Annotated in this window: 16 protein-coding genes; 8 read left to right on the top strand and 8 right to left on the bottom strand. The window is 37.9% G+C overall.

The window, feature by feature from the left end:
• Positions 1–393: 393 nt before the first annotated feature.
• From R3333_RS05555 to R3333_RS05545, 3 genes are all read right to left on the bottom strand, one after another.
• Entirely contained in the window at positions 394–936 is a 543-nt protein-coding gene (locus R3333_RS05555) for an NADPH-dependent FMN reductase (RefSeq protein ID WP_318957798.1), read from the bottom strand.
• Positions 937–1,064: 128 nt separating this feature from the next.
• Positions 1,065–1,325: a DUF2480 family protein gene (locus tag R3333_RS05550; protein ID WP_318957797.1), complete on the bottom strand. Its 261-nt coding sequence runs from the start codon at positions 1,323–1,325 to the stop codon at positions 1,065–1,067.
• An 80-nt stretch (positions 1,326–1,405) separates the two neighbouring features.
• Entirely contained in the window at positions 1,406–2,029 is a 624-nt protein-coding gene (locus R3333_RS05545; protein ID WP_318957796.1) for a superoxide dismutase, read from the bottom strand.
• Positions 2,030–2,230: 201 nt separating this feature from the next.
• On the opposite strand from R3333_RS05545, the gene R3333_RS05540 reads away from it, so the two are divergent.
• The 7 genes from R3333_RS05540 to R3333_RS05510 all read left to right on the top strand — a co-directional run bounded on the left by R3333_RS05540 (position 2,231) and on the right by R3333_RS05510 (position 9,415).
• The gene (locus R3333_RS05540; protein ID WP_318957795.1) at positions 2,231–2,869 is read left to right on the top strand and encodes a metalloregulator ArsR/SmtB family transcription factor; all 639 of its coding nucleotides are present in this window, start codon (positions 2,231–2,233) and stop codon (positions 2,867–2,869) included.
• Between the two features lie 139 nt (positions 2,870–3,008).
• Positions 3,009–3,209 carry a hypothetical protein gene (locus tag R3333_RS05535; protein WP_318957794.1) on the top strand — a complete coding sequence of 67 codons (201 nt, stop codon included), beginning with the start codon at positions 3,009–3,011 and terminating at the stop codon, positions 3,207–3,209.
• Positions 3,199–4,035, top strand: a complete 837-nt coding sequence (locus tag R3333_RS05530) for an SPFH domain-containing protein (RefSeq protein ID WP_318957793.1) — start codon at positions 3,199–3,201, stop codon at positions 4,033–4,035. The genes R3333_RS05535 and R3333_RS05530 overlap by 11 nt, the downstream gene beginning before the upstream one ends.
• 578 nt (positions 4,036–4,613) lie before the next feature.
• The gene (gene purL / locus R3333_RS05525) at positions 4,614–6,854 is read left to right on the top strand and encodes a phosphoribosylformylglycinamidine synthase subunit PurL (protein WP_318957792.1); all 2,241 of its coding nucleotides are present in this window, start codon (positions 4,614–4,616) and stop codon (positions 6,852–6,854) included.
• Between the two features lie 160 nt (positions 6,855–7,014).
• Entirely contained in the window at positions 7,015–7,563 is a 549-nt protein-coding gene (locus tag R3333_RS05520; RefSeq protein ID WP_318957791.1) for a hypothetical protein, read from the top strand.
• Between the two features lie 247 nt (positions 7,564–7,810).
• The gene (gene rimO / locus R3333_RS05515) at positions 7,811–9,124 is read left to right on the top strand and encodes a 30S ribosomal protein S12 methylthiotransferase RimO (RefSeq protein WP_318957790.1); all 1,314 of its coding nucleotides are present in this window, start codon (positions 7,811–7,813) and stop codon (positions 9,122–9,124) included.
• A gap of 84 nt (positions 9,125–9,208) precedes the next feature.
• On the top strand, positions 9,209–9,415 hold the full coding sequence (locus tag R3333_RS05510) for a hypothetical protein (protein WP_318957789.1): 207 nt from the start codon (positions 9,209–9,211) through the stop codon (positions 9,413–9,415).
• 125 nt (positions 9,416–9,540) lie between these two features.
• On the opposite strand, the gene R3333_RS05505 is transcribed toward R3333_RS05510, so the two are convergent.
• The 4 genes from R3333_RS05505 to R3333_RS05490 all read right to left on the bottom strand — a co-directional run bounded on the left by R3333_RS05505 (position 9,541) and on the right by R3333_RS05490 (position 12,263).
• The gene (locus R3333_RS05505; protein ID WP_318957788.1) at positions 9,541–9,873 is read right to left on the bottom strand and encodes a hypothetical protein; all 333 of its coding nucleotides are present in this window, start codon (positions 9,871–9,873) and stop codon (positions 9,541–9,543) included.
• Positions 9,874–10,404: 531 nt separating this feature from the next.
• Complete coding sequence (locus R3333_RS05500; protein WP_318957787.1) at positions 10,405–10,674, bottom strand: TIGR03643 family protein; 270 nt, start codon at positions 10,672–10,674, stop codon at positions 10,405–10,407.
• Positions 10,675–11,364: an SDR family oxidoreductase gene (locus R3333_RS05495; RefSeq protein ID WP_318957786.1), complete on the bottom strand. Its 690-nt coding sequence runs from the start codon at positions 11,362–11,364 to the stop codon at positions 10,675–10,677.
• A 32-nt stretch (positions 11,365–11,396) separates the two neighbouring features.
• Positions 11,397–12,263, bottom strand: a complete 867-nt coding sequence (locus R3333_RS05490; protein WP_318957785.1) for a DMT family transporter — start codon at positions 12,261–12,263, stop codon at positions 11,397–11,399.
• 148 nt (positions 12,264–12,411) lie between these two features.
• On the opposite strand from R3333_RS05490, the gene R3333_RS05485 reads away from it, so the two are divergent.
• Positions 12,412–15,792, top strand: coding sequence for a methylmalonyl-CoA mutase family protein (locus R3333_RS05485; protein WP_318957784.1), 3,381 nt, complete (start codon positions 12,412–12,414; stop codon positions 15,790–15,792).
• A gap of 191 nt (positions 15,793–15,983) precedes the next feature.
• Here R3333_RS05485 and R3333_RS05480 read toward each other — a convergent pair.
• On the bottom strand, positions 15,984–16,519 hold a 536-nt coding region (locus R3333_RS05480; protein ID WP_318957783.1), incomplete at its 5' end, for a sensor histidine kinase.

Here is a 16,519-nt window from a genome sequence, read left to right as displayed (position 1 = left end):
AGGCTTCTTTTAGGCGCCTGTGAGCGCGCATAAAAATATATCCCTCCACGCTGCGGGGTGTCCTTCCTATCAGGGGCAGAAAAACATAAATTTTAAATAATTAAATCTTTAAATAGTCAACCTCAGGTTGAGGTTTAAATCATTAAATATAACTCAAAGTATCTTGAACAATCCATTGAGTACTTTGTGGTTCAACCACACTCTTCTGAAATCATCAAATCAATTGAGAAGCTAGAGAGCTAGATACCTAGAAGGTTGAATTGTTTAAATAATCCCTATAATCCGAGCAAACAAACGATAACAGGTTCTCGAGCGGAGCCGAGAGACAAATCCCTCAAATCATCAAATCTTTGAATTGTTGAATCCTTGAATGTTTGAATCCCTGAATTGGTTCTACCCAAGCTTTGTCTGTGCAACCACCTCTGCCAATAACTCCAATCTTTCTTGGTAATGTGGATTAATTCCACCTTCAGAAGTATACAAATCCGCATATTGCATCGGTACACTCAAAGGCGCCGTCCAAGCACGTAAAGCTTTGGCAACCGTATCCATGGCATTAATACCATTGATAGCTTGTACACCACCGGCCCAACAAGCAAATCCAATTACCTTTCCTTCCAGGTAAATTTGATTTTCAGTTTTTCCGTATTCCAACCAATCCAAGCAATTTTTCATGGCACCTGTCATACCGCCGTGGTACAAAGGTGTAATCCAAATATGGATGTCTGCAGCTCTAAACTGTTTGTTCATCGCTACTACTGGAGCAGGTAAAGTTTCAGGTTCCAATTCGAAAAGAGGAATGTTAGAATCTGTGATGTTGAATACCTCAGTTTCACATGCTAAAGCATCAAATTTGTTCTTTAAAAGACTACTGATCTTTGCAGATGTAGATTGAACAACTGGCTCTATAGCTCCATTAAATATTAGTACTTTCATTTCCTTTTCCATATTACTTTTGCTAACCCTACTGCACCGTACATCAAGGTTTTAACGAGGGGTAAAAGAACTTGGGTGATTTTAGCATATACCTCTGGTGGTATCCCTGGGCGTACTACAATCACAATTCATTCGTCTTTCAGGTGTGCAAAATTAGTCTTTTCCAATTGCTTTAACCAACCTTGAAGCTTTAAGTTTTCCATCTCTCCAAAAGAAAGCTCATTGGCCGCCTTTAAAAAATAGGAAGAAATGCGCATAAAGATCCAAGAAGGTAAGCTTAAATCTTGGTCAACCTGTACAGCAACATCCTTGTCTTTAAACATTTCAAGTTCGAGCTTGTTCAGTGCGGCTTTAAATTCCTTTGCTTTTACAATAAGACTGTTATTCAATAAGCAAGATCAATCAAAATTGACTTACCCTAAAAAAAAGGGAAGTGCATGGTTACACTTCCCTGTATATCTGTTGTTAATTATTTAATTTTCTCCAATGCTTCTTTGTATTTCTTTTCAACCACAGCCCAGTCTAATACAGACCAGAAGGCATTTAAATAATCAGGTCTTCTGTTTTGATAGTTTAAGTAATAAGCGTGCTCCCATACATCAATTCCAACGATAGGGTAACCTTGACTTATAGGATTGGTGTCCATTAATGGATTGTCTTGGTTTGCCGTTGAAGTAACTTCTAATTCACCATTGTATTTAACAATCAACCAAGCCCATCCAGAACCAAATTGAGTAGCTCCAGCATTGTTGAATTGCTCTTGGAAATTCTCGAAACTTCCAAATTTACGTGTAATAGCATCTGCTAATGCTCCAGTTGGTAAGTTTTGAGGTGTTGGTGAAAGAATTTCCCAGAATAAACTGTGGTTATAATGACCACCTCCGTTATTTCTTATGGCTGTACTGTACTTACTAATATTGCGTAAAATGTCTTCTAGATTGTCGTGCTGTGCTGGAGTAGCTTCCAAGGCAGCATTCAATTTTGTTACATATCCATTGTGGTGTTTCCCATGGTGGATTTTCATTGTTTCTTCGTCGATATGTGGAGTTAAAGCGTCGTGTGCATATGGTAATGCGGGTAATGTATATTTCATATTTCTTTGTTTTTGTGATTTTACTTGAGGCAAAAGTAGTGTGGAAGAATAATAAAACAAGTTTTTATTTGTTTTATTAAGGGCTTTATCATTCGTGTGACAATTTTAAAGCCCGCATCATTATGTCAGCTCCATCCTTAATACTAACTTTACATGAAACCAATGGTTCGCCAAAAGGAATAAGCTAAGAACAGAGATAAAGTGGAAAAAAACAGTCTTCTATATAAGGTACTCGAACAAATCAAAAAGCGCGATGCATTAACAGCAGCAGAATTGGCGCTTATCTTGAAAATAACCAAAGAAGGAGCTCGACAGCATTTATTGAAAATAGAAAATGGAGGCTGGATAGAAGGCTTTAGAAATAGTGCTGGAGTAGGGAGGCCTAAACAATACTACAGGTTAACAGAAAAGGGAGAGGCCGAGTTTCCTGATGCACATGCCCAAATAACTGTTGAATTGTTACAATCAGTAAGGGAGTTATTGGGAGAAGATGCCCTGGATCAACTCATTCAGAAACGGGAAAAGGAGAATTACGAGCGCTATGCCGAGAAGCTAGATTCGAAAGAAGAAATTGAGGAGAAGCTTGCTTTATTGTGTCAACTAAGAACCCAAGAAGGGTACATGGCAAATTGGGAAGAGAAGGAAGGAGCTTTTTATTTGACCGAAAACCATTGTCCAATATGCAGTGCAGCGAAAGAATGTCAAGGCTTTTGTTCAGCAGAATTGAATAATTTTAAGCAATTACTGGGAAAAGCTTATAACGTAGAGAGAACAAAGCATATTTTAAGTGAAGGAAAACGTTGCGTGTACAAAATTACACCAAGAACTAACGAGCTCTAATAAATTTAGCATTTGCGCTTGGTGTTAAGTCTCTGTCTTTCAGTGATTAATAAGGTTGTTTAAATTTCTTTTGCTAAAACTATTGACCTAACACTTAAGTAATTCAAAATTATTTGTATATTGTGCTAAAATAATTAGCATGAATACAAAAGCAAAACAGCGGTTCAGAATTGCCTTAGCAGCATTAATCATTGCAGGTTCAGCCTATGTTAGTATTAGGTGGTTATTTAAGACTCCACCTATGATTAAAGTATTCGTGCTGTTGGCAAATATGGCCATCATTTATTTAACTATTGATTTCGTAAAAAAACAAAACAGAAAAGACAATTATGGAGAGTAAAAATTTAGTGAAATACATCGGATTAGGTGTGCTGGCCTTTGTGGCAGTAATCATATTTTTTAATTCTTGGCAGGATGTAGAACCAGGTGAAGAAGGTTTCGTGTATAAGCCCTACACAACAGGTGTAGATACAAATGTGACCTATACGGAAGGAACAAGGTTTATTGCGCCTTGGAACGAAATGATCACCTACAACGTTCGTCAGTTATCTAAATCTTACAACCAAGAGGTAATGGACTTGAACGGTACAGAGGTGAAAGTGGATGTGGCAGTGAACTATTCTGCACAGAAAGGACATTCACCTAACTTACACTTAAAGCATGGTCCTGGATATGTGAGCTTCATTGATGACAAAGCAAAAGGTGCGATAAAAGATGTAATTGGTAGATATACCTATGAGCAGGTGTATTCTTCGAAGCGTGAGGTATTGGAGAATGAGATGGAGGAAATCTTGAAAAAGGATTTCGAAGGAAACTTTATTGAGTTGCACTACGTGGAAATAGCAGATGTAAACTTACCAGACAATATTGCACAGCAAATTACAGTGAAGGAAACGCAAAAGCAGAAAAACCTTACGGCTAAAGAAAAGGAAAAAGAAGAGGAGTACTTGGCCAATGCGAAAATTGAAAAGGCACGTGGTGACTCGGCCTTAGTAGTATCTGCAAGGTTTAAAGCAGAAGCGATTCAATTGGAGGCAGAACAAATTTCTAAAAACCCACAATATATAGAGTTGAAGAAGTGGGAGAAATGGGATGGAACAGGTTCTCCTTACGGACAAAACAACGTGTTCGGAGACAAGAGTATTAGTATTCTTAAATCCAATTAATACGCCCAACGCAACTACCTAAATCACAAAGTCTCTCAATAATTTGGGAGACTTTTTTTCGTATAAGCAATCATCGCAACCTCAAAATTAGTTAAGGAAAGCATCTATCAATTCCCTCCCTCCAAAATTTCTTTAAATCCCTCAAATCAATTAAACCTTAATCTAGGGTTCTCGAGGGAGAGTTGTGAGATAAATCCTTTAGAAATTGAATTGTTGATTTATTGAATCCTTGAATTCACACAATGCTACCTTATCCTGCTATCCAGTTTACTCCTCTCCACAAGCTACTTGGGGATGTGGGTGCCCTTCCTATCAGCGGCAGGGGACAAATTTCGTGTTTAAATCATCAATTATAATGTACCAACAGGAGTGCTTAATTTATCCCACCCTGAATTGTTGAATCCTTAAATTGTTGAGTCCTTGAATAGTTGAATGTTTGAATTTTTTGAATCCTTGAATTTTTAATCCCTCACACCTATAAATGTATGTCTCCATACTACTTTGTGAATATCTCTTGATAATTTTATGGATACAACCCAAAGAATAATTATCTTTGCAAAAGATTTTATAACACTTCTATGGAAAGCACAATAAATCAAGAAGCTACAGTAGAGCAAGCTGTAGAGCTCGGACTTCGTCCAGAAGAATTTGATATGATTAAAGAAATTTTGGGAAGAACCCCAAATTTCACAGAAACAAGTATTTATTCAGTAATGTGGAGTGAACACTGTTCATACAAAAACTCTATACACTGGTTAAAGCAATTACCGAAGGATGGTCCGCACATGTTGGTGAAAGCTGGTGAAGAAAACGCTGGTTTAGTTGATTTAGGTGATGGATTAGGTTGTGTATTTAAAATTGAATCACATAACCACCCGAGTGCATTGGAGCCTTACCAAGGTGCTGCAACAGGTGTTGGAGGTATCAACCGTGATATCTTTACAATGGGTGCACGTCCGGTAGCGCAATTGAACTCTTTACGTTTTGGATCTATCGAAGAAGATAGAACAAAATGGTTAGTAAAAGGTGTGGTTAAAGGTATTGGTGACTACGGTAACTCTTTCGGTATTCCTATCGTTGGTGGAGAAGTATTCTTCGATGAGTCGTACAACCAAAACCCATTGGTAAATGCATTCTCTGCAGGTATCATGGATCCTTCTAAAGTAATTTCTGCAACTTCTGCAGGACCAGGTAACCCAGTTTACATCGTAGGTTCTTCTACAGGTAAAGATGGTATTGCTGGAGCAGCGTTCGCATCGAAAGATATTACTGAGGAGTCAGCAGACGATTTACCATCTGTACAGGTGGGTGACCCTTTCCAAGAGAAATTGTTATTAGAAGCTACAATGGAATTGGCAGAAACTGACGCTATCGTTGGTATGCAGGATATGGGAGCAGCAGGTATTACTTGTTCTTCTTGTGAAATGTCTGCAGCTGGAGATAACGTAGGTATGGATATCTGGTTAGATAAGGTACCAACACGTCAGGAAAACATGTTGCCTTACGAAATCCTTTTATCAGAATCTCAAGAACGTATGTTAGTTGTGGTTCAGAAAGGACAAGAGCAAGTAGTAAAAGATATCTTCGACAAGTGGGATTTACACGCAGAGCAAATCGGTGTAGTTACTGAAGGTGGAAGAATTAATTATTATATGAATGATGAGTTGGTAGCAGATGTACCAGCAGAGTCATTAGTATTAGGAGGTGGAGCACCGGTTTACATCAGAGAATACTCTGAGCCAGCTTACTACCAAGAATACAAGAAGTTTAACATCAATGACGTTAAACAACCAGAAGATTTAAAAGAAGTTGCTGTACACTTATTAAAGAATCCTAACATTGCAAGTAAGCGTTGGGTTTACGAACAATACGATTCTATGGTAGGTACAAAAACAATGACAACTAACCGTCCGGCAGATGCAGGTATTGTGAACATTAAAGGTTCTGATAAAGCATTGGCAATGACAGTTGATTGTAATTCAAGATACGTACACGCTGATCCACACGTAGGTACTGCAATTGCAGTTTCTGAGGCAGCGCGTAACATCGTTTGTTCTGGAGGTGAGCCTTCAGCAATTACAAACTGTTTGAACTTTGGTAACCCATACAACCCAGAATCTTACTGGCAGTTTGTTGGAGCCATCAAAGGTATGTCTGAAGCATGTGAGAAATTCAAAACACCGGTAACAGGTGGTAACGTTTCTTTCTACAACCAGACAGTATTAGACGGTAAAGAAGAGCCTGTTTTCCCAACACCAACTATCGGTATGATTGGTTTGGTACACGATAAGAGCAAAGTAATGAGCCTTGACTTTAAACAAAAAGGTGATTTGATCTTTATCTTGGGTGAAACTCCAGAAGATATTGCTTCTTCTGAGTACTTGGCTTCTTACCACGGTGTGAAAGCTTCTCCAGCTCCTCACTTTGATATCGAGAAAGAATTCCAATTACAAGAAACTGTAAAAGGATTGATCCAAAACCAAATGATTAACGCAGCACACGACGTTGCTGACGGTGGATTGTTTATCGCCTTGACTGAAATGGCTATGCCAAATGAGTTAGGATTCGATATCGTTACAGATAGTGAAGTGAGAGAAGATGCATTCTTATTCGGTGAAGCTGCTTCTAGAGTAGTGGTTACAGTAAACGAAGACAACGAAGATGCATTCATCGAATTTATGATGAACTCAGGAATCAACTACACACTTTTAGGACACGTAACTAAAGGAAAAATGGTAATTGATGATGAGCACTACGGATTTGTTCAAGAAGCAAAAGATATTTACGACAACGCTTTAGGTCAACACATGGAGGCTTAAGCAGCGCTTAAATAAAAATATCCAAAGAGGCTATTCGAAAGAGTAGCCTCTTTCTTTTTGTGAAAAACTGTTGCTTATGTAGCCTTTGTTAAATGTTAAAATTAGAGCGTTGTGTAACAAAGCCATTTTTTAAATGTTTTAACCTATAAATACTTAAATCATGAAAAAATATATTGCAGTTGCCCTCGCTATTATGAGTTTAGCTTTAAGCCTTAACGCACAGGAAGTAGGAAGAGTTCACACTATATACGGAGAGGCTTTCGGGCAAGGATTCGTATATGGGAGCCTACATTACGAACAAAAAATGAAGGATAGTTATAATGGTTATCAGACCGCCGGTGCAAATCTTGTTTACATGCCTAAAATTGCAGAATTCGGTAATGGAACCTATTATGGTTTTGGACTCAATTGGAATTGGATATACGGGAAGGAAAACCATCATTTTACAACAGGAATTGGAAGTTCTATCATGTTGAGTGATGGAGCAGATATTTACTCAATGGGAATGGATTGGTATGTTACTCCGAATATTGGTTACCGTTACCAACCGAGAAACGGAGGTTTGTTCCTAAGTGCAAGAATCAATGCAATGATTGGTTTAGCACAGGGAAATGTTCAATCAAGTACTTTGCGTATGAACAATTTTGAAACCTTGGATATCGCAAGAATTTTCCCCTGGCCGGGACTTGCCTTAGGTTGGAGTTTTTAAATCCTCTTTACTCTTGCTCAAATAGGGGGATAAGCGGCTAGCTAGGGCGCGCGTAACGTAAAAAATACAAAAAGAAAAAGGGCGACCCAAGAAGCCGTTTTGCTTGCTGTATTTTAAGGTAAAGCGAGGGCGTACTAATAGCGTTGACCCGGCCACCTCGGGTGGATTTGCCAAGAATCCAAGGAAACTTAAAGAATGTAAGCTAGAGTATGCTTTGCATTCATAAATAATGACCTATCTTTGCGGCATGAAAACGAAGACGCTCAAAAAGAATAAGGTAAATGTTGTTACCTTGGGATGTTCTAAAAATATTTTCGATTCTGAAGTGATGATGGCCCAACTGAAAGCTAACAAGTTTGAGGTAGAGCACGAGGCAAAGCAGGATGATTCAGAAATCGTAATTATTAACACTTGTGGATTTATTGATAATGCAAAGCAGGAATCTATTGATACTATTTTGCGTTATGCAGATGCCAAAAAAGAAGGTCAAGTAGACAAAGTTTACGTGACAGGGTGTTTGTCTGAACGTTACAGAGATGAATTAACAGAGGAAATTCCAGAAGTTGATGCGTTTTTTGGTACACGTGAATTACCGCGTTTACTAAAAACATTAAAAGCCGATTACAAGCACGAGTTGGTAGGAGAGCGTTTGTTAACAACACCTTCTCACTTCTCTTACTTTAAAATTGCAGAAGGATGTGATAGACCTTGTTCTTTCTGTGCCATTCCATTGATGCGTGGAAAACACGTTTCAACGCCTATAGAGCAGTTGGTGAGCAATGCAAAATCTTTGGCTTCGCAAGGAGTGAAAGAATTGATGTTGATTGCACAGGATTTGACGTATTACGGGTTGGACTTGTACAAGAAAAGAAACTTGGCAGAGTTGGTAGATCGTTTATCTGATGTTGAAGGAATAGAGTGGATTAGAATGCACTACGCTTTCCCATCTGGTTTCCCAATGGATGTATTGGATGTAATGAACAATAGAAGTAACGTTTGTAATTACCTAGATATGCCATTGCAGCACGGTTCAACGAACATGTTGAAAGCGATGCGTAGAGGGATTACACGTGAAAAGACAGAAGAATTAGTAGATAAAATCAGAAACAAAGTTCCGGATATTGCTTTGAGAACAACCTTGATTTCTGGTTATCCAGGAGAAACAGAAGCTGATTTCCAAGAAATGTACGACTGGGTAGAGAAAACAAGATTTGATAGATTAGGAATCTTTACTTATTCGCACGAAGAAAATACACACGCATTTAACTTTACAGATGATGTTCCAGATCAAGTGAAGCGTGAAAGAGCAGATGCGATCATGGAATTACAAAGTGGTATTTCTTACGAGTTGAACCAGAAGAAAATTGGACAAGAATTTAAAGTATTGTTTGATAGGGCTGAAGGAGATTACTTCATCGGTAGAACGGAGTTCGATTCACCAGAGGTAGACAATGAAGTATTGGTGAAGAAAGCGGATGCTTATGTACGAATTGGAGATTTCGCGAAGGTGAAAATCAATTCTGCAGATCACTATGATTTATACGGTACTGTTATAGATTAAACCCAAAGGATAAAAGAATTAGTAAGCGCCAGGATGAAAGTCTTGGCGTTTTTTTTAATTTAGGTGAATACCTAAATTAAAATTATGGAAAATCAAGAAAAAAGAAAGACAGGAACGATTCTTATTGTTCTTTTAGTTCTAATTATGTTGACGATTGGTACTGTTTCAACGTTATTTTATTTAGACAGGCCTTCAGGTAATTCAGGATTGAATGGTGCATTAATGGCATTTTCAACATTTGTTCCTATGTCAATTTTAGTATTTACTTTGGTTTATAGAGAAAAGAATTAATTTCTATACCCTTATTAAGTTAAAAGATTGGATACTTGTTCCATCTTTTTTTAAGGGAAGGGATTAATACGAAAGAAAAAACCGAAGCTTAAAAACTTCGGTTTAAATTCCCAAAAAAGATTCTGTTATCTTCTTCTCTTAATGAGCATAAGATTGTACGTGCGCTCAATTACAACGGCATATAACGCTGCATTTAAGATTAAGAAAAGAAAATACAAGAATACACCACTTCCCTGTGTTAAATCAATAAATGGATTTAACAGCGCGTGCAAAGGGTAGCGCAATAAATCATAACTCTCCGCAAAGAAAAGTGAAATTGCGCTTACATTGTTCAACTGTGCTTCTACATTCCAAGCTTGTAAAAAACTAAAGAATATTAATCCTGAAATAACCAGAAAGGTGACTAGTAAAAAGGTTTTGTTGAAAGGTTTTTTAGTTTGTTTTACAATTTTTTTCATTCTTGTATGATTTAGGACTGTGACAAAAATACGCACCGATACCGGAATAGTTGTTTCTTATGAGCGTATAATATTTAAACGGCAGCTTTTAATTTTTTATCGGTATAATTGGTTAATTCTATTGTGAATTTGTTAATATCATCGATAAACCGTCAGATTTTATCTTTTAATAGCTGTATAACTTTTGCAATGCGTTCGGTTACAAAAGCATAGAGGATATTGTTGAGTATAAAGGATAGAAAATAGATATTTACTGAAGGGGGAAGCTTATTTTTTTGAATCAATTCTCTGTAAAAATCAGGAAGGGGAAAACTCAGTATGTCGTATAAGCTATAAACTATATAGTCAAGAGAACTGGGAGAAGTAATCTCTTGAGCTTCCAGGTGCCAAGTGTATAGTATGATGACAAGAGAGAAACTTCCGAGTACCAGAAAGCACCAGATGAGTAAAGCTTTATTTACTTCAAGTAGCATGCGACGTCTTGTTATTGAAAGGTTTTCAATACCTACGTCTGAACTTTAGGTTTGGATTTTAAGTAATCTTATTTTGACTGATGGATCGTTGTCTAGAACATTTAAAGCGCTGTACATCGTCACTTCTCAAAGCCCTATGTTTCAGGCGTCCTCTTTGTTGAGCTCTGCGTCTCCAGCGTTTAAAACTTTTTTCTTTTAATTCTGTACGCATGAGTTGAATTACTTCTTTTTCGGGGAGCCCAAATTGATACTCTATAGCTTCGAAAGGAGTTCTATCTTCCCAAGCCATTTCTATAATTCTATCTATACTTCTTTCACTTAAATTCATTTACCTCAACGTTGAAATTCCACCATCTACGCGGTGTACTTGACCTGTAATCCATTTGGCTTTGTCACTTAACAGAAAAGTTGCCAAATGTGCGATGTCTTCACTTTTTCCAATTGATTTAAGCGGGTGTCGTTCCGCATTGGCTTCTATCTTCTTGTCAGAGTTGAGCATGGATGCTGCCAAAGGTGTATGCGTGAGGGAAGGAGCAATTACATTTACGCGAACTTTGGGAGCCAATTCAGCGGCTAAGGCTTTTGCCAAACCTTCAATAGCTCCTTTCGAGGTAGAAACTTGTGCGTGAAAATTGAAACCAGTTTGTGCGGCAACACTTGAAAAAAGTATAATACTCGCTTGCTCTGATTTTTGTAGGCGTGGTAAACACTTCTGAATAATATCAACAGCTCCGGCTACTTGCAGTTTGAAATCATCCATGAAGTCTTGCGTGTTAAAGCGCTTGAACGGTTTTAGGTTGATACTTCCAGGGCAATACACCAAACCATCCAATTGCTCAGGGAGAAAACTCAAGTCTTTCTCCTCACTCATTACATCTAAATAATGGTAATGAATGTTATGGGCAATATCTACAGCTGTATTTCTGTACGTTCCGAAAATTTGATGCTCTTTTGCCAGTTGTTCTGCAATGTTTTTCCCTATTCCAGAAGATGCTCCTATTATCAAGTAATTTTTCACGCTGTTGTTTTCTTTTTACAACACGTGAAAGCTTAATTTGTTCTCCCTTTTTTGTTTAAATTTATCAAGACTATGGAAATCAGGATGATGAGTACTCCCACCCATTGGAAGGTATTTAGACTTTCATCTAACAGATAATAAGCACAGGCCAAGGAAACAGGTATCTCAAAAGAGGAAACAATTCCGCCCAATCCTGTTCCGATTTTAGGCATACCTATGGTAAAAAGAATAGGAGGTATGATGGTTCCAAATAGTGCAAGAGGGATTCCCCAGTATAAAAAATGCTTCCACTCAAAATGTTGAAGGAGGTCTAGATTCCAATAAGCACTAACTGCAATACTACCCCCTAAAATAAAGTAAAAACTTCGGGTTAAGTTTCCCGTATTTGTAGCAACTCTGTTTGAGGCATACATATTACAGGTGTAACTCATGGCAGCCAACAGTCCAAAGAGTATTCCTTGTGGATGTATGCGCGTATTAACATTAAAGATGTCAGCAGCGAAAAGGGTTCCTAGTATTGCTAATGCTGCACCCAATACTTTTTTGATTTGAACTTTTTTTGTTTGTATAATTTCTAAAACAACCCCCATCCAAATGGCTTGCATTAAAAGTATAATGGCAAAGGATACGGGGATGTAAAGTAGAGATAAATAATAGAAAATACTGGTCCCACCAAAAGAGAGTCCGTACAATAACATGCTTTTTCTATCGTGGATATTTGGTCTTTTTTTCTCACGAATCTGAAGTACTCCCAAGATGAGTAGGCCAAAGAAAAACTGTCCTCCCGTAAGTAAGCTAATATGAACACCTTGCAGGTTGGCATACTTTACAATACTGGCCAAAACACCATAGCTGGCGGCTGCTAGTGCAACATATAGAGATCCTTTTAATTTTTCCACCTCACAAAAGTGAAGATTTTAGATGTGAAAACAAATACTTTTTACCGTTGTTAATTATCTGTTAGTAAGGTAATGCGCTTTACGCAAGCAGGTCTTTACAAAATGGCTTTAAAACCCTATATTTGCCACACCAATAACGATACAAACTATGGAAAAAATAGCTCCTTATAAACCGCAAAACAAAGTACGTATAGTTACAGCAGCGTCTTTGTTCGACGGTCATGATGCAGCCATCAATATAATGAGAAGAATCATCCAATCTACAGGTTGTGAGGTGATTCATTTAGGTCACGATAGAAGTGTGGAAGAAGTAGTTGATTGTGCTATCCAAGAAGATGCACAAGCAATTGCTATGACTTCTTACCAAGGGGGACATACAGAATACTTTAAGTACATGTACGACCTTTTGCAAGAGAAAGGTGCACCACACATCAAGATCTTTGGTGGAGGTGGAGGAACCATTCTTCCTTCAGAAATAGAAGAATTACAAGCCTACGGTATTACAAGAATATACCACCCAGATGATGGGCGTGAACTTGGTTTACAAGGAATGATCAATGATTTGATTCAGAAAAGTGATTTCCCTGTAGGTGATCAAGTAAACGGTGCTTTAGCAAAAATTACCTCAAAAGATGCGCACAGCATTGCACGTGTAATCTCTGCAGCTGAAAACTTCCCAGAAGAATCTAAAGAAATTTTAGAGGAAGTACATGCCATGGCAGATAAGTTAGAAACACCCGTATTAGGTATTACAGGTACTGGTGGAGCTGGTAAATCTTCATTGGTAGATGAGTTGGTAAGAAGATTTTTAATTGACTTCCCAGAGAAAAACATCGCTGTAATTTCTGTTGATCCATCTAAGCGTAAAACAGGAGGAGCTTTATTGGGAGATAGAATTCGTATGAACTCTATTAAAAACCCAAGAGTTTACATGCGTTCTTTGGCAACACGTCAGTCTAACTTGGCGTTATCTAAGCACGTAGCAGAGGCGATTCAAGTTGTGAAGGCAGCAGAATACGATTTAATTATTTTGGAAACTTCTGGTATTGGTCAGTCGGATACAGAAATTTTAGATCACTCTGATGTTTCTCTTTACGTAATGACACCAGAATACGGTGCAGCTACACAGTTAGAGAAAATTGATATGTTAGATTTCGCCGATGTAATTGCATTGAACAAATTTGACAAGCGTGGTGCTTTGGATGCTTTGCGTGATGTACGTAAGCAATACCAACGTAACCACCAATTATGGGATGCAGATGTAGATAGCATGCCAGTACATGGAACCATCGCTTCTCAGTTCAACGATCCTGGAATGAATACACTTTATACAGTGTTAATGGATACATTGAAAGAGAAGGCAGGATTTAAATTAGAGTCTACTTTCGAGATTACGAAAGAGATGTCTGAGAAGATCTTTGTAATTCCACCAGAGCGTACACGTTACCTATCAGAGATTTCTGAGAACAACAGAGCTTACGATAAGTGGGTAGAGCAACAAGTGGAAACTGCGGATAGATTATACAGTATCCAACGTTCTATTGATACAATTTCTGAGTCTGATATTGAGGACAAAGACAGATTGATCAAAGGATTGCAAGAGTCTTTCGAAAAAGAAAAATTGAACTTAGATCCACACAATTGGGAAGCGTTGCAGACGTGGGGAGATAAGGTGAAAAAATACACAGAGCCAGTATTTAAATTTAAGGTAAGAGATAGAGAATTGAGCATAGAGACACACACAGAGTCACTTTCTCACTCTCAAATTCCAAAAGTAGCTTTACCGAAATTTAGATCTTGGGGAGATATTTTGAAATGGTCATTACAAGAAAATGTACCCGGAGAATTCCCTTACACTGCAGGTTTATTCCCCTTCAAACGTGAAGGAGAAGATCCAACACGTATGTTCGCCGGAGAAGGTGGACCGGAGCGTACAAATAAACGTTTCCACTACGTAAGTTTGGGGATGCCAGCAAAACGTTTGTCTACGGCATTTGACTCTGTTACTTTATATGGTAATGATCCAGCTATTCGTCCGGATATTTACGGTAAAATTGGTAACGCCGGAGTTTCTATTTGTTGTTTAGATGATGCGAAGAAATTATACTCAGGTTTTGATTTAGCGGATCCTAAAACATCTGTTTCTATGACAATCAACGGGCCTGCGCCTATGTTGTTAGGTTTCTTCATGAATGCTGCTATTGATCAGCAATGTGAGAAATACATCAAAGAAAATGGTTTGGAAGCTGAGGTTGAAGCTAAAATCAAAGCGATCTACAAAGGAAAAGAGGATCAACGTCCAACTTACCAAGGAGACTTACCAGAAGGAAACGACGGTTTAGGATTGATGTTGTTAGGTGTTACTGGAGATCAAGTATTGCCAGCTGACGTTTACGCAAAAATCAAAGCAGAGACTTTAACGAAAGTAAGGGGTACAGTTCAAGCAGATATCTTGAAAGAAGATCAAGCACAGAACACGTGTATTTTCTCTACAGAATTTGCCTTGCGTTTAATGGGAGATGTTCAGCAGTACTTTATTGATAAAGGAGTGAGAAACTTCTATTCAGTATCTATTTCTGGTTACCACATTGCAGAAGCAGGAGCTAACCCAATTACGCAGTTGGCCTTTACTTTAGCGAATGGATTTACGTATGTAGAATACTACTTAAGTAGAGGGATGGACATCAATGCTTTCGGACCGAACTTATCGTTCTTCTTCTCGAATGGTATTGATCCTGAATACGCGGTAATTGGTAGAGTAGCACGTAGAATTTGGGCCAAAGCCTTGGCGAAGAAATACGGAGCTAACCCAAGAGCACAGATGTTGAAATACCACATCCAAACTTCTGGACGTTCGTTACACGCACAAGAGATAGACTTTAACGATATCCGTACTACGCTACAAGCATTGTACGCGATTTACGATAACTGTAACTCATTACATACCAATGCTTACGATGAGGCGATTACAACGCCAACTGAAGAATCAGTGCGTAGAGCAATGGCTATTCAGTTAATCATTAACCGTGAGTTAGGATTAGCGAAGAATGAAAACCCATTACAAGGTTCATTCATCATTGAAGAGTTAACAGACTTAGTAGAAGAAGCAGTATTGACTGAATTTGATAGAATCACTGAAAGAGGTGGTGTATTAGGAGCGATGGAAACAATGTACCAACGTTCAAAAATTCAAGAAGAAAGCTTGTACTACGAAACATTGAAGCACACAGGTGAGTTCCCTATCATTGGGGTAAATACTTTCTTATCTTCTAAAGGTTCGCCAACTGTATTGCCAAAAGAGGTAATTAGAGCAACGAAAGAAGAGAAAGACTACCAAATTGATATGTTGTCTGCATTGCACAATGTAAAAGAAGAAAAGATAGAAGAAGGAATTGCAAGAATCCAAAATGCAGCCATCTCTAATGAAAATATCTTCGAACAATTGATGGAAGTTTGTAAACACGCTTCTTTAGGACAGATTACAGAAGCCTTATTTGAGGTAGGTGGTCAGTACAGAAGAAACATGTAAGCAATTCACATAACTGATTTTAAAAGGCTGTCCGAAAGGATGGCCTTTTTGTTTTTAAAGGATTGAGATGGTGCTTTGAATGAAAATAGAAAGCGGTTATGATTCCCTTTTCATGTAAAAGAAGGAGGGATTTTCAAAAAGAGGATTGAATTTATATCCAATATGTGATTAACCTTATGTAGGTTTTGGAATTATAAGAACTTATTGATGCAGAAGGAGATGGTTGTACCTTGGTTCACCTCTCCATTAATATCAATGGTACCTCTGTGGAGTTCTGCTATTTTCTTACAATGTGCCAATCCTATTCCTGTTCCCTTGTACTCCTCTTGTCCATGTAAACGTTGGAACATGGCAAAAACCTTCTCTTTATACTTTGGGTTCACTCCAATACCATTGTCTTTAATTTCTACGATGTAGTAGTTGTCATTTTCTGTGTAGGAAATAGAAATATTGGGAATCCTTTCTTTAGATCTAAATTTTATCGCATTTGAAAAGATGTTCTGAAATAATAGGTGTAATTCAACAGGGTATCCTTTAATTACAGGAAGTTTTTCAGATTGAAACTGGGTAAAAGTTTGTTGAATAGAAAAACTTAAGTCCATTTTAACATCTTCTACTACTTTGTTTAAATCAACTTCTCCAAGCTTACTATGGTGTCCTAGTTTACTGTGTTCCATTAAACCATTCACCATTGCACTCATACGTTGTGTAGAGGTGTTGATATATT

This window comes from Lishizhenia sp. (assembly GCF_033720595.1).
Classification (GTDB): domain Bacteria; phylum Bacteroidota; class Bacteroidia; order Flavobacteriales_D; family Crocinitomicaceae; genus Lishizhenia.
The sequence above is the reverse complement of the archived record's forward strand: the minus strand, read 5'-3'. Positions and strand labels throughout refer to the sequence as shown.

What these genes read in the sequence shown, in the direction of transcription:
- R3333_RS05500 (WP_318957787.1), bottom strand. Translation starts at nt 10,674, where the DNA reads ATGAATTTAAGTGAAAGAAGTATAGATAGAATTATAGAAATGGCTTGG.
- R3333_RS05510 (WP_318957789.1), top strand. Translation starts at nt 9,209, where the DNA reads ATGGAAAATCAAGAAAAAAGAAAGACAGGAACGATTCTTATTGTTCTT.
- R3333_RS05545 (WP_318957796.1), bottom strand. Translation starts at nt 2,029, where the DNA reads ATGAAATATACATTACCCGCATTACCATATGCACACGACGCTTTAACT.
- purL (WP_318957792.1), top strand. Translation starts at nt 4,614, where the DNA reads ATGGAAAGCACAATAAATCAAGAAGCTACAGTAGAGCAAGCTGTAGAG.
- R3333_RS05505 (WP_318957788.1), bottom strand. Translation starts at nt 9,873, where the DNA reads ATGAAAAAAATTGTAAAACAAACTAAAAAACCTTTCAACAAAACCTTT.
- R3333_RS05555 (WP_318957798.1), bottom strand. Translation starts at nt 936, where the DNA reads ATGAAAGTACTAATATTTAATGGAGCTATAGAGCCAGTTGTTCAATCT.
- R3333_RS05485 (WP_318957784.1), top strand. Translation starts at nt 12,412, where the DNA reads ATGGAAAAAATAGCTCCTTATAAACCGCAAAACAAAGTACGTATAGTT.
- R3333_RS05520 (WP_318957791.1), top strand. Translation starts at nt 7,015, where the DNA reads ATGAAAAAATATATTGCAGTTGCCCTCGCTATTATGAGTTTAGCTTTA.
- rimO (WP_318957790.1), top strand. Translation starts at nt 7,811, where the DNA reads ATGAAAACGAAGACGCTCAAAAAGAATAAGGTAAATGTTGTTACCTTG.
- R3333_RS05535 (WP_318957794.1), top strand. Translation starts at nt 3,009, where the DNA reads ATGAATACAAAAGCAAAACAGCGGTTCAGAATTGCCTTAGCAGCATTA.
- R3333_RS05530 (WP_318957793.1), top strand. Translation starts at nt 3,199, where the DNA reads ATGGAGAGTAAAAATTTAGTGAAATACATCGGATTAGGTGTGCTGGCC.